The sequence below is a fragment of the Flavobacterium sp. UBA6135 genome (assembly GCF_002428305.1).
GTDB lineage: Bacteria > Bacteroidota > Bacteroidia > Flavobacteriales > Flavobacteriaceae > Flavobacterium.
In genome coordinates, this window is sequence record NZ_DIVJ01000003.1 from 32,089 (window position 1) to 52,361 (window position 20,273).

At 32.3% G+C, this 20,273-nt stretch carries 21 protein-coding genes and 1 tRNA gene; 10 read left to right on the top strand and 12 right to left on the bottom strand.

Annotated elements, in window-relative coordinates; genetic code table 11:
• Positions 1 to 7: 7 nt before the first annotated feature.
• Entirely contained in the window at positions 8 to 3,016 is a 3,009-nt protein-coding gene (locus B3L86_RS00410) for a SusC/RagA family TonB-linked outer membrane protein (RefSeq protein ID WP_291113731.1), read from the bottom strand.
• 220 nt (positions 3,017 to 3,236) lie between these two features.
• Between B3L86_RS00410 and B3L86_RS00415 the strand changes: the two genes are divergently transcribed.
• Both B3L86_RS00415 and B3L86_RS00420 read left to right on the top strand, forming a co-directional pair.
• The gene (locus B3L86_RS00415; protein WP_291113733.1) at positions 3,237 to 3,368 is read left to right on the top strand and encodes a hypothetical protein; all 132 of its coding nucleotides are present in this window, start codon (positions 3,237 to 3,239) and stop codon (positions 3,366 to 3,368) included.
• A gap of 237 nt (positions 3,369 to 3,605) precedes the next feature.
• Positions 3,606 to 3,941: a hypothetical protein gene (locus B3L86_RS00420; protein ID WP_291113735.1), complete on the top strand. Its 336-nt coding sequence runs from the start codon at positions 3,606 to 3,608 to the stop codon at positions 3,939 to 3,941.
• A 372-nt stretch (positions 3,942 to 4,313) separates the two neighbouring features.
• Here B3L86_RS00420 and B3L86_RS00425 read toward each other — a convergent pair whose 3' ends face one another.
• A complete protein-coding gene (locus B3L86_RS00425) occupies positions 4,314 to 4,889 on the bottom strand; it encodes a hypothetical protein (RefSeq protein ID WP_291113737.1) in 576 nt (191 codons plus the stop codon).
• Positions 4,890 to 4,895: 6 nt separating this feature from the next.
• Entirely contained in the window at positions 4,896 to 5,414 is a 519-nt protein-coding gene (locus B3L86_RS00430; RefSeq protein ID WP_291113739.1) for a hypothetical protein, read from the bottom strand.
• 609 nt (positions 5,415 to 6,023) lie between these two features.
• Here B3L86_RS00430 and B3L86_RS00435 point away from each other — a divergent pair.
• Positions 6,024 to 6,638, top strand: a complete 615-nt coding sequence (locus B3L86_RS00435; protein WP_291113742.1) for a DUF4062 domain-containing protein — start codon at positions 6,024 to 6,026, stop codon at positions 6,636 to 6,638.
• Position 6,639: 1 nt separating this feature from the next.
• Positions 6,640 to 8,037 (top strand): RNA-binding domain-containing protein, encoded by a 1,398-nt coding sequence (locus B3L86_RS00440; protein WP_291113745.1) that lies wholly within the window; start codon positions 6,640 to 6,642, stop codon positions 8,035 to 8,037.
• 255 nt (positions 8,038 to 8,292) lie between these two features.
• Here the strand turns inward: B3L86_RS00440 and B3L86_RS00445 are convergent, their stop codons facing one another.
• The 3 genes from B3L86_RS00445 to B3L86_RS00455 are packed head-to-tail and all read right to left on the bottom strand — an operon-like array spanning position 8,293 to position 10,083.
• Positions 8,293 to 9,072, bottom strand: a complete 780-nt coding sequence (locus B3L86_RS00445; protein WP_291113748.1) for an ImmA/IrrE family metallo-endopeptidase — start codon at positions 9,070 to 9,072, stop codon at positions 8,293 to 8,295.
• A gap of 5 nt (positions 9,073 to 9,077) precedes the next feature.
• Positions 9,078 to 9,491: a hypothetical protein gene (locus tag B3L86_RS00450; protein WP_291113751.1), complete on the bottom strand. Its 414-nt coding sequence runs from the start codon at positions 9,489 to 9,491 to the stop codon at positions 9,078 to 9,080.
• Positions 9,481 to 10,083, bottom strand: coding sequence for a hypothetical protein (locus B3L86_RS00455; RefSeq protein WP_291113754.1), 603 nt, complete (start codon positions 10,081 to 10,083; stop codon positions 9,481 to 9,483). The genes B3L86_RS00450 and B3L86_RS00455 overlap by 11 nt, the downstream gene beginning before the upstream one ends.
• A gap of 177 nt (positions 10,084 to 10,260) precedes the next feature.
• Here B3L86_RS00455 and B3L86_RS00460 point away from each other — a divergent pair, with 177 nt between their 5' ends.
• From B3L86_RS00460 to B3L86_RS00485, 6 genes are all read left to right on the top strand, one after another.
• Positions 10,261 to 10,488 (top strand): DUF2188 domain-containing protein, encoded by a 228-nt coding sequence (locus B3L86_RS00460; RefSeq protein ID WP_291113757.1) that lies wholly within the window; start codon positions 10,261 to 10,263, stop codon positions 10,486 to 10,488.
• 5 nt (positions 10,489 to 10,493) lie between these two features.
• Positions 10,494 to 11,300, top strand: coding sequence for a hypothetical protein (locus tag B3L86_RS00465; RefSeq protein ID WP_291113760.1), 807 nt, complete (start codon positions 10,494 to 10,496; stop codon positions 11,298 to 11,300).
• Complete coding sequence (locus tag B3L86_RS00470; protein ID WP_291113763.1) at positions 11,297 to 12,436, top strand: nucleotidyltransferase; 1,140 nt, start codon at positions 11,297 to 11,299, stop codon at positions 12,434 to 12,436. The genes B3L86_RS00465 and B3L86_RS00470 overlap by 4 nt, the downstream gene beginning before the upstream one ends.
• The gene (locus tag B3L86_RS00475; RefSeq protein WP_291113766.1) at positions 12,423 to 12,839 is read left to right on the top strand and encodes a hypothetical protein; all 417 of its coding nucleotides are present in this window, start codon (positions 12,423 to 12,425) and stop codon (positions 12,837 to 12,839) included. Before B3L86_RS00470 ends, B3L86_RS00475 begins: the two co-directional genes overlap by 14 nt.
• 10 nt (positions 12,840 to 12,849) lie before the next feature.
• On the top strand, positions 12,850 to 13,929 hold the full coding sequence (locus B3L86_RS00480) for a hypothetical protein (RefSeq protein ID WP_291113769.1): 1,080 nt from the start codon (positions 12,850 to 12,852) through the stop codon (positions 13,927 to 13,929).
• A gap of 132 nt (positions 13,930 to 14,061) precedes the next feature.
• The gene (locus B3L86_RS00485; protein ID WP_291113772.1) at positions 14,062 to 14,913 is read left to right on the top strand and encodes a restriction endonuclease; all 852 of its coding nucleotides are present in this window, start codon (positions 14,062 to 14,064) and stop codon (positions 14,911 to 14,913) included.
• A gap of 494 nt (positions 14,914 to 15,407) precedes the next feature.
• Here B3L86_RS00485 and B3L86_RS00490 read toward each other — a convergent pair whose 3' ends face one another.
• The 6 genes from B3L86_RS00490 to B3L86_RS00515 all read right to left on the bottom strand — a co-directional run bounded on the left by B3L86_RS00490 (position 15,408) and on the right by B3L86_RS00515 (position 20,241).
• Positions 15,408 to 16,643 (bottom strand): site-specific integrase, encoded by a 1,236-nt coding sequence (locus B3L86_RS00490; protein ID WP_291113775.1) that lies wholly within the window; start codon positions 16,641 to 16,643, stop codon positions 15,408 to 15,410.
• 272 nt (positions 16,644 to 16,915) lie between these two features.
• Positions 16,916 to 16,990: transfer RNA gene (locus B3L86_RS00495), tRNA-Val, on the bottom strand.
• Positions 16,991 to 17,059: 69 nt separating this feature from the next.
• Positions 17,060 to 18,280 carry a bifunctional folylpolyglutamate synthase/dihydrofolate synthase gene (locus tag B3L86_RS00500; protein ID WP_291113778.1) on the bottom strand — a complete coding sequence of 407 codons (1,221 nt, stop codon included), beginning with the start codon at positions 18,278 to 18,280 and terminating at the stop codon, positions 17,060 to 17,062.
• Positions 18,281 to 18,338: 58 nt separating this feature from the next.
• Positions 18,339 to 19,142, bottom strand: a complete 804-nt coding sequence (locus tag B3L86_RS00505) for an energy transducer TonB (protein WP_291113781.1) — start codon at positions 19,140 to 19,142, stop codon at positions 18,339 to 18,341.
• Positions 19,143 to 19,151: 9 nt separating this feature from the next.
• Complete coding sequence (locus B3L86_RS00510) at positions 19,152 to 19,544, bottom strand: ExbD/TolR family protein (RefSeq protein ID WP_188362742.1); 393 nt, start codon at positions 19,542 to 19,544, stop codon at positions 19,152 to 19,154.
• A 4-nt stretch (positions 19,545 to 19,548) separates the two neighbouring features.
• Positions 19,549 to 20,241, bottom strand: coding sequence for a MotA/TolQ/ExbB proton channel family protein (locus B3L86_RS00515; RefSeq protein WP_291113785.1), 693 nt, complete (start codon positions 20,239 to 20,241; stop codon positions 19,549 to 19,551).
• Positions 20,242 to 20,273: the final 32 nt, after the last annotated feature.

A 20,273-nucleotide genomic window follows, 5' to 3' on the forward strand; every position in this document is an offset into this window, starting at 1 on the left:
TTTAGTTTTAAAAAGTTAATTGAATCCCTGTAGAAATGATTCTAAGTGGAGGCAAATAGCCTAAATTTCCAAATTCTGGGTCGCCGCCTCTGTATTTTGTGAAGGTTAGGGGGTTTTGAGCCTGTGCCGAGATTTTACAATCTACTTTTTTTGAGTTCAGCGGTATATTATATGTAAGCGAAAGTGTTTTAAGCCTTATAAAAGAACCGTCCTCAAAAGCTCCCGTACTGCTTTCATAGAAAGAATGAGCTGTTATTGCATCCGAGTTAAAACCGGTTGTGTACACTTGGTAGGGTGAACTATCGCCAGGATTTTGCCAACTGTTTACTAATTCTACAGGTTGATTATTCATTCCACCAGCATTTCCCAATGTAAATGAGGCTCTTTTTTGTTTTACAAACTGAAATAGAAAATCCAACGTCCAACGTTTATATGCTACTTGATTTTGTAGTCCTCCAAAGAACTCCGGAGATAAATCCACTACCGTTTGTTTGTCATCAGGAAAAGTAATTTGACCATCACCGTTTACATCTTCAAATTGATATATTCCTGTTTCGGGATCCACACCCAAGAAGTTATATGCCAATTGTATGTTTAGTGGTTCTCCAATTCTAAATTGCTCTTTATAAGCTGAATTTTGAAGTCCCGGAAATGCCACTAATTTATTTTTTGGTACACTGATATTAAAAGAAGTTTTCCAATTGAAACTATCATTAGTAATGTTCGTAGTATTCATCGTAAATTCTAAACCTGTGTTTTGAACCACAGCATTTAAATTTGCCTGCATGGATGTGAAGCCAGTGGTTCCGGGTAATGGAATACCCACCAATTGATTTGAAGATCTATTTTGAAAATAGGCAGCTGTTATGAATACCTTGTCCTGTAGCAGTCCCATTTCCAGTGCTGTTTCAAATTTTTTATTTTTTTCCCATTCAAAATAGGGATTAAATAGTCGGGTTGGTTGTAAACCTACAATACCTTGATAAAGACCACCCGAAGAGCTAAAAGTATCTAAGTATTGATAATCCCCAATTTGATCATTCCCTGTTGTTCCATAACTTACTCGCCATTTAGCAAAACTGATGGTATTGTTATCTTGTAACCAGTTTTCCTTACTTACTATCCAAGCCGCTCCGATTGCCCCAAACGTGGCAAATTGATTTCCTGGACCAAAACGACTAGAACCATCTCTTCTGCCTGTTAGATTCAGAAAATATTTTTTATTCCAATTGTAGTTTATTCTGCCAAAAAAAGCTTGGTATTTGTAAACCGTTTCGTCACTTGCCACAACATTTTTTAAAGATGCTGAGTTCAAATCATAAATTAAACTATTCGATGTAAAGCCGATACCATACTGGGTTAATCGATTGGAAACCTGCTGTTGGAAAGTGGAGCCCAATAATATGTCTAGGTCACCGTTACTTATTTTTTCTTTCCAGTTTATTTGAGGTTCCACTATCCATGAATTTCTATTGGTATTATTTACAAAAAGAGCCGAATACTCTGGACCCAAACCAAAAGCAGGGTTGTAAATTGTTGACGGAACGGTTCTGGTTTCTGTATTTCTTGTATCTGTGTACCCAAAGCTCGACTTGATTTCTAGGCTAGGCATTATTTCATAAGAGATTAATGTATTGCTCACCAAATCATTTGTTTTTGCAATAAATTCACTTTTTAGACTTGCCAATGGGTTGACCCATGTACCATTTTCCCAATTCAGATTTCCTTGTGCATCATACAATGCAGGAGCATTAGGGGATATACGACGGGATTCAATCGTTAAATCCATAGCCGGCTGGTTGTTATTTTGTGCCGTATAGTTTCCTGAAAAAGTTAACTTAAATCGGTTGTTTTCTGACCTATGGTTTATATTAAAATTCGCTCCACCTTTTCGGTAAATAAAATCACCAGGGAATACTGTTGTTTGCTTGTTGTAATTTGCTCCTACTAAAAATTGTGTTTGTTGTGACCCGCCTGATACTGTTCCAACCACTGCATTTATGATAGCTGACCCACCCAGTAATTCTTTTTGCCAGTCGGTATATCTGTCCTGATTCCAAGTTCCATTGATGTCATACGCCCAATCTGGAAAATCTGTAAAACCATCATTTTGATAGGCTTTCGCACGCATGTTTAGATATTGCTCCGTGTTCATAAGCTTCATAAAACTCGTCACTTGTCCGACACCTGTAGAAGTACTTATATTCACTTTTGTTGCACCTATCTTACCTTTTTTTGTTGTAATCAAGACGACTCCATTTGCTCCCCTTGAACCATAAATAGCCGTAGCATCGGCATCTTTTAGAATTTCTATACTTTCAATAGCCTCCGGATTTATACTGTTTAGTGGTGATGTTTGTGTTGGATAAATGGAGGAAGTAAAATTGGAACCAATAGATTCTGAAGCATAGGGTACGCCGTCGATTACATAAAGCGGTACATTTCCATCTGTTCTGAGGCTGTTTATTCCTCTGATTTGAATTGCAAATCCACCGCCTGGCACACCCGTTTCCTGTGTAATATTTACTCCTGCCATTCTTCCTTGCATGGTAGCGAGTACATTGGTGACTGGTTGGGTTTCGATATCTTTAGCTGTTATTCGCGAAATACTTCCTGTACGCTCTTTGTCCTTTACGCTGTAATATCCTGCATTTACTACTACTTCTTTCAGTGTAGTGGTATCTTCTTCTAATTTGACATTGATTACTGACTGGTTCGTTATTGTTACTTCTGTGGTTTTATATCCTAAATAGGAAAACACCAAGATATCCGATTGATTTACATTGATAGAAAACCTTCCGTTTTCATCTGTGTGTGTACCAGAAGCTTTGCCCTTGATTAGGATTGTTACGCCTGGCAAAGTGCCATTACTATCGGTTACTGTTCCAGTGACGGTTTGTTGTGGTTGTTGGAAAAGTGAGTGGGTGCTTGCAAAAGTGTTGGTAACCCAACAGCATATTGACAGCAATAGCCAACACTTTATTGCACCACTTTGGTTAAATGAAATTTTATTCATATTATTGGTTAGTTAAATGAAACATTAGTTTTGTTTGCTTTGGTCCTCTATCTAGTTTGCCGACGGGTTAGGGGACCTTTTTTTTGTGATACTGAGTGCTGAGTTTGGCTTTTCTTTTTATATCATAGGCAATTGGTTTTGTGGTTAAGGAAAGTATGCCGCCCGTGCTTGTTGCAGCCAAGGCTGAGCGGCATCTTTCCCACTAACTAAAAATTAATTGATGAGACCTATTGCGACACTTTTTGAAAAAAGCAGTGCTAAGAATGAAGTGAGTACCGATTGGGGAAATAAAAAAAGCGTGGAACTCAACTTAAACGTTTCAGAGGTACTGGTATACCCTACACACGAATAAGAGAGCCCACGCCATAGGACGTGAGCATCATACTTATTACCTCGTGTGTTAAAAATTACCAGTTTTCTGAAACGAGATTCTAAGCGAATGCTTCAATGTTTTTTTTTGAAGAATCGCAAAAATACTAATCCTTTTGATTAGAATTATACAAATATAATAAAAAATAATTATTGTTCGCTTTAGCGAACACTTTTTTTATTCTAATTTTCTTATTTTGTTAAAATTGTTAAAGAAAAGATGCTGGAAAAAAACACGAATGATAATGGATCAAACAGAAATATACTTATCAATAAGCATGTTTGTAATTTCATATCTAAAAAATGGATTTTAAATAGACTTGATTCAAAAGGTAAAGAAGTTACAAGAAGGCAATATGCTAAAGATTGTAATTTAGCAACCTCAACTATAACAAAAATTCTTGTTCCAGATGGGTACAATATTCCATTATCGACAATAAATAGTATTTGTCAAAAAGAAGGTATGCCCTTATCAGAATTTTTTCTTGAGTTTGAAAAAATATATGGAATATCAATTATGGATGAATTTTTAAATAAAGGGAAAAAGAAACGATAAAGAAGTAAATTATTAAATCAAAAAGGAAGTTCTTTAAAATATTACCCAAAAACAAATACCCAGAAAGAAGATGCAACAATTATGCATCTTTTTTTTATATCATTGATAATCAAATTGAAAATTTTTAAAATGAAAAAATGGGATAATGATAGAACTTATGCTTTTATGATTGTTCAACTGTGTTACATTTATAGAAAAATTAAAGGATTAGATGTTTAAATATCTTTTTTATTAAATATATTATGTGTTTTGATCGATTGATAATTTTTTATTCTTTAAATAATTACAATCCAATTTAATATTAAAAAAAAATAGAATATAAACATCTTATTGCTAATCTGCTTATATTCTATTTAGAGAATAATATTTAAACTAAACTCCTAAAAAAATTTTCTGCCCTTCAGTTAAATTCCAACTCTCCTGCACATCTAAATTTATTAAAATAACTTTAATCTTTAAATCTTTGTTGCTTTTTAATGATTTATACCAATTAAATGAAATTTCATTATTCGAGTCAAGAAAAATTGCCCAATTTATCAAAATATAAATATCGTAATCCTCGGATAATAGATCATTCTTTCCAAGGATTTTAAAGTCATTCATCCAAGTTGTTATTTTTTGATTAGAATCGTACTTGCTTTTTAGTATTTTTGACAGATCTTTAATTGTAGCACCACAGCTAATTCCTTTCTTTTTATTCTTAATTAAGAACCCTTCTTTATTAAAAAAATAAGCTTCTGGCACAACTAATCGTTCTGTTTTTCCATAATCACCAAATACTTTTATGTCCTTAAGTATTGCTACATCATCCAATGTGTAGTCAACCTTTTTTTTATCAAGGTATTCAATTAAGGAATTTTGATTTTCAATCTTAAATTCTATATCAACTTTTTGACAAATTGCAATAGAACTAAAAAAGCTAACTATAGTTGCTAGGAAAAATTTCATGTCTATTTATTTACTGTTAACAAGGATGAAACCATACTGTTTGGTCTCTTCATCATATAAAATTGGAAAAGTTCCAGCCTTTACATTAAAATTATCAAAACCTAAACTTAAATCAGAAAAATTAAATTCAGTATCCTCTTCAAAAATGATACTATCATCTCCAAAAAACTCATTTATATATATTCTGCTTGTTGGATCAACTACTACTAACAGACTATCGCTGTCTATTTTTATAGCTTCACCATAAAAAGTATTAGTTGCTCTTAATTGACTTAAGTCTACAGTAATTGGATCAATTTTAATTATTGTTTTTGTATATCTGCATATTCCAATACCATCACAATCTCTAGATTTTCTACCAATTTCCCAATGAACCGAAACACTACCACTAGAAGGCCATCTTGCCTCAAAATTTGTGTTTTGCTCAGAATTAGAAAGAGATTCTGATTCAACAGTGTCATTTTCAGAGGAACATGAGAAAATTGAGATTGCGAACATTAAAAGAAAAATTTTTCCGATTTTCATAATAAAATAGTTTTAATAGTTAAATTTATAAAACAGATATTTCGACTAAACTCCTTAACATATTAAATAAAAATATGTAAGAATTTTATCTACGCAAACTAAAGATTAAATTAGAAATCACAAATCAATTTATGTTTTTTTTAACAATCATGTAAGCAAAACTTAATTGCAATGGCTCAGAAAAAAGATGTTTAATAAACCGCCCCCAATTAGTGTCTAACTTTTTGAGGGCAGTCTAAAATTTATGGATCTTTTTTTATATTACCAACTTGTCACATCAGGATAATTACTTGTCACATCAGGATTAAAGCCTTTTAGCACTACTTCACTTTTTGTTTCTGTTCTATTTTTGATGAATGGAATGGTATAAAATTTTAGGTTTTGTTGTTGCTTGGGTTGTGGGTCTCTACATAAGAGGTTGGATTTATGAGTAACGGAATGGGTATAAACGGAATGATAGTTGGAGGAATAGGAAGAAATAGAGATGCTTAGGCATCTTTTTTTGTGAATATTTAAAACTTAAAATTAATATGTTAATTTAGTTTAAATTTGTATTTCAAAAATAAAATAAATCTACTTTAAAAAGAGATGAATAGCTAAGATTCGATTATGATAGCAAAAAGGAATCATATACGTGTATTTGTTGCTTCAACAGTTTACAATTTTGAGCATGTATTAAAACAAGTTTATGAGCTTTTAGATAGTTATGGATATGACGTTTGCATGTCTCATATGGGCACTATTCTGTTAGATAGTTCTCAATCCAATTTAGATAATTGTGTGAACGCAGTCAATGAATGTGATGTTTTCATAGGTTTTATTCGGCCTAATTATGGTTCGGGTGTACTAGAAAAAGGTGGACAATCAATCACCCATTTTGAATTTGAAACTGCTTTTAAGCGAAATATTCCTCGTTTTGTATTAGCTGATTATCGAGTAGTTTTTACAAGAGCATTATTCAGGGATTCATTTGTCATTGAAGATTCTACTGCTAAAAGAATTGATTTTGATAAAATTTCATTTGAGAATAGTGATGTGATGGACTCACGTTGTATCAGAATGTATAATCAGGCAATAAAGGATAAAGAAAGACCTGTTTCAAAAAGAACTGGAAACTGGGTTCAAGAATATATAAACTACGATGATATCAAAATGCATCTTGAAAGTCAGTTCAAATATCCGGAACGTATTCAAAAATTAATTGATAAGTCAAAAGAAATTTAATATGAGTGCAAAATCATTTATAAAAGAACTCATCGACCAACAAGAGAATAATTCGCTTGAGTTTAAAGTAGGTTGGAATGAAGAAGCTATTTTGAAGACTATTTGTGCTTTTTTAAATACAGAAGGTGGTTGGATTATTGTAGGTTATAATCAAAAAGAAGTTATCGGTCTACCTAATATTACTGAGCAAAACGTTAAGGAATTAAAACAAAAAGCTTTAGAGCGTATTTTTCCTCAACCCTTAGTTTACGTGCAGTTAGAAACAATTAATGATAAATCAATTGTATTACTCAATGTATTAAAAGGATCCAGACAACCTTATTCTTATTTGAATAAATATTTTATTAGAAAAAAGAATCAAACATTAGAAGCCAATCCAGACGATGTGAGTTTAATTTTAAGGTCGTCTAATCAGTATACTTCTTCATGGGAAAAGCTTACAACTGTTGATGCTCAATATGTAGATTTAAGTGAAAATGAAATATCTGAAACAATCTTAGCTGCAAGGAATCTTGGAAAAACAAAATCATTACCTGAAGCACCTAAGGATTTTTTGAGCTATTTTCAATTGATTGACTACACCGCAATAAAAAACGGTGCTACAATTCTTTATGGTAAAGAACCAACAAAGTTTTTTACCCAGTGTCGCATTCGAATAACTAATATGCCCGAAGGACCTACTGGAGATAGTTTCAGCGATATTGAAATAATTGAAGACAATCTATTTGTTTCTTTTAAAAGAGTGATGGATTATTTTTACAAGAACACCCCTGTAATTAGTGAGTTTCAATCTGACAATCCCATTAGACAAGACAGACAAAAATATCCTTTTGCAGCCCTAGACGAAGCCATTGTTAATGCAATGGTGCATCGCGATTATGGTGATATGTCTGGAGAAATAACTATCAATATACATAAGGACAAAATTGAAATCATAAATTCAGGTGAAATTCCTTCTGATATTATTACGAAAAAAAATAAAATTGAATCCCATCATTCCGTTTTAAGAAATCCAACTATTGCTCATATGTTTTTCTTGCGAGGTAAAATGGAAAAGTTGGGGCGTGGACTTTCACTTATTAAAAAACAGTTTGATGAATTAGGTTTAAAGTCTCCCGAATGGACATTTCAAAGTGGCTATACAAAACTTACCATGTATGGAGTTAAAGAAGAAATAAAAATAAATGAACGCATGATTAATTTTCTTTCTGAGATGAATCCAGATAACGTTTATACTAGTGAAGACTACATGGAATTTTTTATGGGAGATATTAAAGAAAGAACTGCTAGGATGGATCTTAAAAAGCTTACTGAAGGTGGTTGGCTTAAAAAAATTGGAGATGGTCCCCAAACAAAGTATTCAAAAACTAGAAAAAAGTTGCCGGATGTTGCCGGATAAGATAATTAAGTCGTGCCATAAAGCAATATAGCATAAGGTTTTAGCATTATAATTGTTTTATGTTTGTTGCCGGAAATTGCCGGATAGAAATATTTTTTCAATTAAATTAAAAATTGCCAGAAATTGCCAGATAAGATAACAATAATTTAGAAAACAATTGTTAATCAAGCAAGTAGGATATATAGTATTTGCCACTTTTTGCCAGATAAGAAATATAATACATTATGAACTGTACATTAAGTTAGAAATTAGTTATTATAATTCTTCCCAAACTATGCTTAAAACAGTATTATAGGTAGGTGTAATTATACAATATTCAAAAAATTTGAAATTGTTATCATTTTCCCAATTTTTTAATTCGAACCATGTTGATTTCCAAATAGGCTGTTTGCTTTGTTCTTTTGAATAAATTTTTCTTTTTTCAAAGAACTCAGTGGCAACTGAATCGTCTGGAGGAGTTAGTTTTGTTCTGTCATTGATAAAATGAGGATAATTATCCGGACGTTTCCAATACAAAACTTTATTGTTGTGTGAATAAAATAAGCATATAGGATGAGATCCTAATTCAAAGTATTTATATGCTACAGAAGTGATACTGGTTTTAAATCTATCCGAAAGCTGTCTGAGTAAATCAGGGCTGAATTTTTTACCGTCACATTCCTTTTTGAATAAGTGTTCAGGCATTAATAGTTCAGAGGCAAACTCATTAGCTTCGGTTTCCTGATGACCATTTTTAAAGAACTCCAAAGTAGCATCAGTATCGTTATGAACCGTAATTACATTTCGATGCATTTCAAAATGACCCAATTCATGTGCGGTAACAAAGCGTTTTTTGCCTTCATAAGGTATATCAGAGTTTATTGTAATAATAGCAGAATTTTTCCCGAAAACGATTCTTCCTTCAGAGTTTTTTAATGATTTTTCAACAAGTGTGGCACCTCTACCAAAGACAATTAAGTCCAATGGGATTTCTGTCGGATCATCTATACCGCAGTCATTCATTAATCTTTGTGCTGCTAACTTACCTTTTGACATTGAAACTACTTTTCTTTTTTTAATTCTTCGATTAGTTGAATTAAGTCAACATCGGATAATACATCTCGAATTTCATCATCAGACCAACTTTCTAATTTTCTGTAATGAATAGCTGGTGTTTTTGCATGTAGTAAATTGATTAATGCTTCAGATGCTCTTTCCGAATTCTCTTTTAACACTTCTTTTAACCTATCGAATGCAACATCTAATAGTTTTAAATCACGTTGCTTATTAGACATGCCTAATGCCATAAATCGGATTTTTTTCATGAATTGCCCTGAGAACTCAATTTCTTTATCAGGATCAATGCCCTCTTCCATTAGAAACTGCTTAGCATATTCCGTATCATGCTGCAGCAACTCTAATTCAACTTTATCCAATCTATCTAAAATGGTTTTGTTTTTTTTATTAGTATCCATTCGCTGCTAATTTTTGTTTTATTGTATTTCTTTTTCTTTTGAACCGTCTCCACGCATTATGAAATTCATCTTCATTAAGTCCAATAGTTGACCGTATATCTTCTGGTTTCTCTATACCATCACATAAACATTCAAATATAAGTAACTCGTCATCCGTTGCGTTGGCTTCTTCTAATAGTTTATAGAGCTGATTTTTCAATTCCTTGCCAATAATAATCTGGTCTATTGAATGGTCAAATTCTTGATTTTCAGCAGACAATAGATTTTCATCGTCAACACTTATTTCTTTTTTTGACTTCTTTAATGTGTTGTTTATATGACTGTCAATTGCACCAATAATAAAATCTTCAAAATCTTGATAGTGGTCAATATTCCACTTTCGACTCCTTTTTATAAAGATTTGGTTTATAACTTCACTTATTGCATCCCGAGAAAATGTCTTTAGTTCATCATTTGGCCATTTAACTTCGTAACGCTTACGTAATATCCATGCACATCGACCCATCAACCGCAACCAGAATTTATCCCAGTCACGATTACTTAGCTGTTCCATTAACAGCTCGTCAGAAGCAATAACTTTTATCTCCTCCATAAAGCCTTATATATATAAAATGCTATTCAAATAAAAAAAAATACCATCTCGTGGTAAATTTTTAAAACTTAATAGCATTTATTACTAAATGATTTCAAGCAATGTAAAAATAATAAAAATTAAATAACAAAAAGGCACTTAAATATTTGAGGCTAAAATAATTAAAACTAAAGTAAAATGGCAAAAGGTAAAAATCAACATGTTGTTCCTAAAGGAGACGACTGGGCAGTAAGAGGGGCGGGTAACGAAAAGGTTACAAAAATAGTTTCAACACAAAAAGAAGCTATAAAGATTGCAAGGGATATTGCAATCAATCAAGGTTCAGAAATGTTTATTCATAGTGAAAATGGGCAAATACGAGAACGAAACACCTATGGTAAAGATAATTTTCCACCTAAAGGCTAGAGCAAATGAATGTTAAAGGAAAAATAAGTTTTGTTCTTGGCTGTGTAGGGTTGCTCTCTTGTTTGTTTCTCTCTAGTGGTGACGTGCAAAGTACAATTTTTAAAGTTGCTCTAGGTCTTGTTATTGCAAGTGCAATTGAACTTATAGTATTCATTTATGAAAACAAAAAAAAGTGGAAACTATTGGTAACCAAAATATGGAAGTATAATAAACCCGTTCGTGTCACGGTAGCATATCTGTTCAGGATTGAAGACAATGGAAAGTACATGCTTATAAAACGACATAAGAAAGATTTTGTAGGTTTTCAACCTGTAGGCGGTGCTTATAAATACTTTAAAGAAGAAAATCGAGAGCTGTTTGACAGCCTAGGAATAACACCCTGCAATAATGTTCCTCGTGATAATGATACTGAGAACGATTTAAGAATAATAGTTAATAAACGTAAAAAACTAGTTGAATTCTTCAAATGGTTTAATAGTAGAAAAAATAGAGAGATTGATCCTTGGCGTGAGTTTTTTGAAGAATTAATAGAACCTGGTCTGTTACCAGCAGAACATTTTAGGCATATCAAATACGCATATATCTGTGAACACCAAGAAGGCATACTCAAGACAGATGACTATCCTATTGATCAATTTAGACATGCAGACATATTTGAATTACGCTTAGAAACTGATGCTCAAAAAAAGGCGATAAAAGATTTAATTACTAACGAAAGTATAGCCTTTGTAACAGCAGAAGAAATTAAAAAGGGAGCAACAAATTCAGGAGTTAGAATATTACCTCACACATTTAAAATATTACCAAAATGATACCATTTCAAAACAAATACGTGCAGTTGGACGACTTACTCGACAGGATGGCTGAATCTTTGCAACTGGATAAAACGCGTTATGAATTAATGATTCAGCATTATGAAGCAATAAAAAAATGGATTGAAGCAGATGAACTGTTTTTCAAACCATTTAAATACGAACTATATCCACATGGTTCTGTTAGAATCAAGACGACTGTAAAACCCATAGGTAAAGATGAGTTTGATTTGGATATTGCTTTACATTTGAAAATACAATGGAGCAACCATACTCCTGAAAAAATATATTCTGAACTAAAAAGACGACTTTCTGAACATTCTATTTATAAAGAAAAAATGGAATTGAAGAACAGATGTATCCGCTTGAACTATTCAGGAGATTTTCATATGGATATCCTGCCCGGCATTCAAGAAAATGAATGGGATGAAGATAAATTGCGAATTCCAGACAGACTGTTAGGTTGTTGGGTAAGTTCTAATCCTAGGGGGTATGCCAAATGGTTTTTGGATAAATCCAATACAGTTAAGATTAGCTTATTGGAAAAAGCATTACGAGCTGAAAATTTACCATCCAATGACTATGAGGATAAAAAACCTCTTCAACGTGCCGTGCAATTGATTAAAAGGTATAGAGATATTTATTTTCAGGATAATGATACTTTTAAAACTTCAAGTATTGTTTTAACAACTATTGCTGGTCTCAATTACAATGGAGAGGAAAGTATTTTTCTAGCCGTTGAAAATATTATAAATCAGATTCGTCAGCATACATTTTATAATTCAACGAGAATTAAGGTTTTAAATCCTGTAAATTCTGAAGAAGACTTTACAGATAAATGGGAAAAAGAACCGAGATATTATGAAGCATTCCGAGCATTTTGTGAGCATTTATATGAGCAGTGGCAGGAACTCAAAAAGGATAACGGAATTATTTCTGAAGGGCACATACTTAAAGGTTTATTTGGTGATGATTTGTATTCAAGGGCACAAATTTCGCAAGCAGATATTATTGAGAAAGCCAGAAATTCAAATCAATTAGGGATCAATAGAAGTTCAGGAATAATTGGCGGAATTGGAGCAGCTACAACCACATCGGTTAAAGCAAATACTTTTTTTGGTGATGACGCGGATTAAAAACCTAAACAGAAACAAAACAATTGTACAACAGGTAAATGCTATTAGAGTGAAATATCCTGATTGGAATGTAAGTTTTGATTCTTATCAATTTAAGGCAGTGGGGACATTACAGCCTACACCTCGAAGTGAAACATACACTATTGAGATTAAGTACCATATTTTGAAACCAATTCAAATTCGGGTACTTAATCCAGTTTTGGTAAAAAATGAAAAAGGAGAGAAAATACCACATATGTATTCGCAGGAAACATTATGCTTATTTATGCCTAAATATTCAGAATTTACGAGGAAAATGTATATTAGCGATACAATTATTCCATGGACTTCTTTATGGTTATACTATTATGAAGTCTGGCATGCTACTGATAAATGGTTAGGCGGAGGTGAACATCCTGAATAAAATTGTAATTATGAGAAAACAAGACAAATATATTTTTAATGGAGTTGCTGTAGCAGCAGGAATTGTTGGGCTTATTGATTATTTTCAACAAAAGGAAAAGCTTAAGCGAATTGGTCAAAAGATGACTTGGGAAAATTATAATGGACTTCAGGCATTCAAGAAAATAACCGTTTTTGGAGTCATAGGAGGAATTGTAGGCAATGAAGTTTATAAATGGGAATTTGGAGAAGAGAGTAAGAAAGAATTTTCTAGCGATAATTTTCTGAAAAATTTGGTAAGAGAAGAGAATCCAAATTTAAACCATATGAAATTGCAGGAATTAAAATCAATAACTAAAGGAGTTAAAGACAAACTTTATAATGAATTTTCAGATCAACTTGTATGCTACCCTGAAACTGTTGGCTCATTAAGTAAAAAGATAGCCATTACCAATACCTATGACTCTGATATAGTCATGCCTGTTAAAAAAGATAACCATTTCGGTAATATGCGAAATTTATCAAATGATATTCATGATACAATAGAAGATTTATTTGAAGGAGAAGCTGAAGTGATAAAAAGAACTAAAGCTACAAGTTTGATATTTCAAGGAAATGAAGGTGTTCATAAAGTTGATGTAGTGTATGGTAGAGAAATTGGAAACTATAAAGAAGATAAAAACTTAAATTTGTACATTCGTCGCCCATTTTTTTGGCAAAAAGGAACAACTTTTAAAACAAACATTGATATTCAAAAAAATCTACTTAGAAACAAGCCTAAAATTAGGGAATTAATTAAGGTCTTAAGATCTTACAGAGACAAGAATAGTTTACTTATTGAAAACACAATTATAGAACAGTTAGCTCTTGAATCTCTTTCTGTTTATAATTATGGTAAGGAATTATCCGTTACCGAAAATTTAGTAGAATGCATGGAATATATTGTTGAAAGATTATCTGGAACGCGAATTTTAGATTATGCTAATTCAAATAATAATCTATTAAACAGAATACACATAACGGACAGAGAAACAGCTATTCAACAGATTAATAGTGATTTAATAAAGATAAATTCTAATCCTTATTACATTAAAGAAATGTTTCATAAGTGATAGAGATATTATATTAGCAATTTAAGAATATCTCATTTTTTAGTTGCTGATTGCGATAGGGGTGTAATTGCAGTACCTTATGCAAACAGAAATTTAATGGAAGCCCACAATATACATTTTAAATAAACTGCCATGTCTGTAACAAATACCTTAGATTGGAAAACCTACGAATCTATTACAAAATATATCTATGAGACTTTAGGTATGCAATCCGGAGTTACTATAAAGGGTTATGGTAGTACTTGCATTGTAAAAGGTAAATCTGGAGTCAGCCATCAAATTGATGTCATTACATCGCATACTGATGGTAGTCACACTTATGAAACTGCCATAGAATGTAAATATCGGAAGGAAAAGGTAAACAAGGATGTTGTTATGAAACTGGTACAGATACTTGAAGATACCGGAATCAGTAAAGGAATTATTGTTTCGAAAAGCGGTTTCACCCGTGATGGTATTCAATATGCAAAACATACGAATATAGGTATAGTTCACCTTCGGGAATATGAAGAGAAAGACTTGCAGGGTAATAGTCATCAAATTGATATTGCAACTCTTGATTTGAACATCAAGATACATAGGACGCGACCAGAAATAACAAGTATTGACATAGGTGACAATAGGAAAATTGAAATTAAACACGAATTCGATTGTTTTGACTTTACCATTATACTTAAAAACGGAAATCAGGTTGCCTTTTATGATTACGTAAATGATTTTAGAAAACAAATTAATCGTCTAAATGATAAAACTAAGCCGTTAATTGGAAAGTATAAAATTCCAGAGAGTAAGTTACTGAATCGACAAACCGGAGAAAAAGTAGATTTAGACGAAATACTATTTACTGGTCAAATAACTGAAAGCGATGACGATCGTAATTTAAAATATACTATTGTCGACAAAGTGTGGTTACTAATGAAATCCATTTTTGAAGAACGGACATTTTCTTTTTCGGAAAATGGAATAATTATAGAACATAAGTAAATATGTATACCCGTTTTTAAGTGATGGATTTCTAAATTTGATGTGTGAAATTCGGGAATTTACTACTCTACTATTTGCTTTTTCCAAAACAATGTAAACAACTGAATTTATTGGGTTTTACAGTGTTGGATTCTGTAATTGGAGGTGTTTGATTCTGGAATCAAATACTATACTTTTTAACTTTTTTCTAGTTGAAATAATTGTTTAAAAACTGCATTTTTTGGAGTACTAAATTCCTGAATTCATAGTGTGTAAATCTGGAATTAACTACAATAGTATTTGTTTTTGTCAAAATAGTGTAAGCCTATGATTTATTGGGATTTTGATGTCTGATTCTGTAATTGGAGGTGTTTGATTCTAGAATCAAATACTTTTATTTTTAACTTTTTTCGACTGAGAAGAAAATAGTTTTATCTCACTAATTTATAGGTATTAAATTCCCGAATTCATGGTATTGAATTAAGGAATTAGTGTTGTATGATTCTATAATCAATTTATGAGCTTTTAGAAATAGGTTGTATAGATAATTTATGTTTTAATAAAGACATATCCTCACTAACTTTTCTATCCAACACTTTAGCATAGTGCTGCGTGGTGTGTAGGTTTTTATGTCCTAGCATTTTGCTAACTGTTTCAATAGGCACCCCATTAGTCAATGTAACAGAAGTAGCAAACGTATGCCTGGCCATGTGGAAAGTTATTTCTTTTGGGATGTCGCAAAGGTCTCCAATTTCTTTTAAATAGGCATTCATCTTTTGGTTAGTGAGTATTGGCAGAATGCTATTCTCATTTAAGCATTTAGGGTGATTGCTATATTTTTCAATAATTTCTTCAGCTATTGGGAGAATTGGAATTTTAGATTTTGTTTCTGTTTTTTGACGGTTTTTGAAAATCCATTTTTCGCCATCAATACCGATACCAATATGATCCTTTTTCAATCCTTTCACATCAATGTAGGCTAAACCGGTGTAGCATGAAAAAATGAAGATGTCTCTAACTAATTGCAGCCTTTCGGATGATATTTTTTTGTTATAGATTTTCAATAATTCCTCTTCGGTTAAAAAGTCTCTTTCTACTTCTTTCATTTTACCTTCATATCGAGTAGTGGGGTCTTTATCTAACCAATCATTATCAAGGCATATTTTGATAATCTTTCTGAAGTTTCTAACATATTTAACAGCTGTATTGTTGTTGCATTTTTTTACACTTCTCAAATAAAACTCAAACTCGGTTACAAATCCATAGTCGATTTTATTTATACTTATATCATTCACGTTGTATTTCCAAAGAATGAATTCCTGAAGGTGTTTTAATGAGATTTTAAATCGTTCTAAGGTTCCATAAGCGTAACCATTTCCAATCAAATCTTTAATTTTATCATTATGGCTTTGATAAATTGGAATGATCATTCGCTCACGTTCATGTGTTCTGGTCAGTCTTGATTTAAAATTTTCTATTGATAGTTCTTCGCTCTTGTGAAGTAATTCCATTTGAATATCAAAAACCTTTGATTTAATTAAATCTAGATAATTATTTAATGACCTAGCTTCATCTGAGTTACCTTTCATTTTTGATTGTTCAGCGGACCATTTTGATTTTTCAATGAATTTCTTGGTGCTGAATTCAAAACGTTCTCCATTTACAGTTAACCTGAAATAAATTGGCAATTGACCGTTTTTGTTAGCTTTTGAAGATTTTGCATAAATATGCACAGTGATTTTTGCTTTCATGGTGGTGACCTTTTAATTACTATTCAATTTAATTTTTAAACTTTTAGTAAACAAGATGTACACTTTTTGAACCAGTATTAAACTGGTTGTTAGTACAGTGTTTACAGTGCTTGAAAGGATTTAGCGAGACCCAAAATTGTAGAAATTTTTAGGGTCTCGATTTTGTCCCTTTCACATTAAGATTGAATGAATAATTTGGTATATGCCCCAAAGCAAAAAGCCGATAAATCTTAAGATTTATCGGCTTTTGTAACCATTTGTTTTTAAATGTGTGGGCGATGAGGGGTTCGAACCCCCGACCCCCTCGGTGTAAACGAGGTGCTCTGAACCAGCTGAGCTAATCGCCCGATTAGTGCTTGATTGCGAGTGCAAATATAGCACAGTTTTTGGTATCTGCAAATAAAAAAGTAAAAAAGTTACAAAATTTCTGCAACAACAAAAGTGCTTCCTCCAACATAGATGAAGTCTGATTTTTCGGCATCTTCTCTAGCGTTTTCATAAGCTTCTGTAATAGAATTAAATACTTTTCCGTTAAGTCCAAAATCATTAGCTTTTTCTTGAAGTTTTGATGTTTCAAGAGCTCTTAAATTATTTGGTTTTGAAAAGTAATATCTTGCGTTTTTAGGGAATAATGGTAAAATTTCATCAAGATTTTTATCGTTTACAAAGCCTAGAACAAAATGCAATGTGTCAAATTTTTCATCTTGAATTTGTTTCATGACTATTTCTAAACCTTGTTTGTTATGAGCTGTATCACAAACTGTTTTTGGATTTGATTCAATTTGTTGCCATCTTCCTTTCAGACCAGTGTTTTTCACAACATTTAAAAGCCCTTTTTTTATATTTTTTTCGTAGATTTTAAATTTGCTTACGGTGGTAAGAATTTTTAAAGTTTGCAAAACAGTTTTTTGATTACTCGCTTGATAATATCCTTTTAAATCAGATGGATATGTTTTAGTAATTACATCAGTGGCATAATATATTGGTGCATTTTTTTCTTCAGTAATTTTATCAAATACAATCTTTGTTTCGTTTGAAAAGGAACCGATAACAACAGGAATCTTTTCTTTTATTATGCCTGCTTTTTCAGTAGCAATTGATGCCAAAGTGTTGCCTAAAAACTGTGTATGGTCAAGTCCGATTGATGTGATTACTGAAACTAAAGGCGTTATGATGTTTGTAGAATCAAGTCTGCCACCCATGCCAACTTCAATGATTGCGATATCAATTTTATTTTCTTTGAAGTATGAAAATGCTAGTCCAACAGTCATTTCAAAAAAACTCAATTGATGTTTTTCAAAAAATGATTTGTTTTTGCTTATAAAATCAACAACATATTCTTCTGTAATTTCTACACCGTTTATTTTTATTCGCTCTCTAAAATCTTTTAGATGTGGTGAAGTATATAGTCCTACTTTATATCCTGATTCTTGAAGTATTGAAGCCAACATTGATGATGTAGAGCCTTTGCCGTTGGTTCCTGCAACATGAATACATTTTATGCTTTTTTCAGGATTATTTAAATAGTTGGCTAATGCAATTGTGTTGTCTAAATTAGGTTTGTAGGCTGATGCTCCTTGATTTTGATACATCGGCAGTTGAGCAAACATCCAAGTTGTAGTTTCTTTATATGTCATTTTATTTTAAAAAAATAAACCCCACAAAAGTGAGGTTTAACTATATAAATTTTGTTTTTTATTCTCCGTTTCTAAAATTAAATACGATAAATCCAATTTGGTTATCGGGAGCATTAGAATCATCGTTCCATTTGTATTTATATGCCGATTTAATGGCGGCATCTTGTAAACATTTACTGGTAGTGTTTGATCCGCTTGGACTAAATTTGGCATTGGTCACACCTCCATTTTTGTTCACTTTTACTTCCACTACAATAGTTCCTTCGTCATTGCATTCTGCTTTTACAGCACCCGGACTGGCCAGACGTCTGCCATTTAATCCCCAAGCACCGCTTCCTGTTCCGGTTCCTTTTCCGGTTCCGTAATAACTATTGGAATAAATACTTCCGTCTAACTTTCCTTGATTTCCCGCTTGTGTTGAAGTACCATCACCTTCATTAGTTTTACCATCTTGTTTTGGCCCGTTTAATAAATTGGACAATGCATCTGTGGTTGTTTTTGAGGGCTGTTTGGGTGTTTCCACTTTTTTAGGAGTCTCCTCCTTAACTTCTTTAACAGGTTTAACCACTTTTGTTTCTTTTATGACTGGTGCATCAATATCGTCTTGTGTAAGCACGTCTTCTTTAGTTGGAGTAGGTTGTGCAGTACTTTGAGTTGGCTGTGGAGATGCATTAACTGTTTCTGTGGTGTTCACATTTCCTGAACCAAAATCAGTATTTCCAAAATTTATGGCAATACCATTATCAGGTGGCGGATCCATAAAAGGCAAACCTAAATACAGAAATAGAATTAAAAGCATAGCCATAATCGTTGCCGTAATTGCAAATGATTTTTTTTCTTCTTCTGTTTCTAAATATTTCATAAGTGTAAATTATTTAGGTCTAACGGCTAAAACCACTTTGATTTGATTTCTGTTGGCGATATCCAAGATGTTTACCGCTTTTTCAATTGGCACACCTTCTTCAACACGTAATATTAGAGATTTATCGTCTTTTGTGGCAAAATAGGATAAAATTTGTTGTTCTAAATCGGTTTCCTGTATTTGTGTTTTATCTATAAAATAATTCAAATCTTTAGATATACTAACTGAAATATTTTGATTTTTTGCTGTAATTCCTTTTGCTTTAGGTAAAACTAAATCAAGAGCATTTGTTGTAACCATGGTTGAAGTTAGCATGAAAAATATCAACAATAGAAAAACGATATCCGTCATGGATGACATGCTAAATTCCGGGGTAACTTTATTTCGTCCTCTAAAATTCATGTCTTTATGATGGTTCGTTTAATAAATCTAGAAAATCGGTTGCATTGGCTTCCATTTGATGTACCACTTTGTCTGTTTTTACAACTACGTGGTTGTATCCCATATAAGCAATAATACCAACTACCAATCCGGCTACAGTTGTGGTCATTGCAGTTTGAATACCGCCAGCTAAAGCTTTCACTTCAATTTGACCGCCACCGTTTGCCATTTCATGGAAAGCAAGAATCATTCCAATTACAGTCCCTAGAAATCCAATCATTGGAGCGGCACCGGCAATTGTTGCTAGAACGCTTACATTTTTTTCTAATTTATATATTTCAAGTTTACCGGCATTTTCAATAGCCGTATTGATATCTTCAAGAGGTTTTCCAATTCTTGAAATGCCTTTTTCAATTAATCGGGCAACTGGAGAGTTTGTTTGAGCACAAAGCATTTTTGCAGCATCTAATTTTCCTCCCATTATATTCATCTTAATATTATTCATGAAACTGGAATCAATTTTAGAAGCTTTATTTATTGCCATAATTCTTTCAAAATAAAGATATAAAGCTGCAAATAACAAAACGGCAAGTGTGGTAATAATAATTTGACCGCCAATACCGCCACTATTGATTAATTCCCATATAGAAAGCGTTTTTTGAACGGGTTCTTGGTCTAATAAATTCTGTTGAGCTACAGCTAAACTGTCTGGTTGCATACAATATTTGTTTTTAAGTTAGTTTGATAACG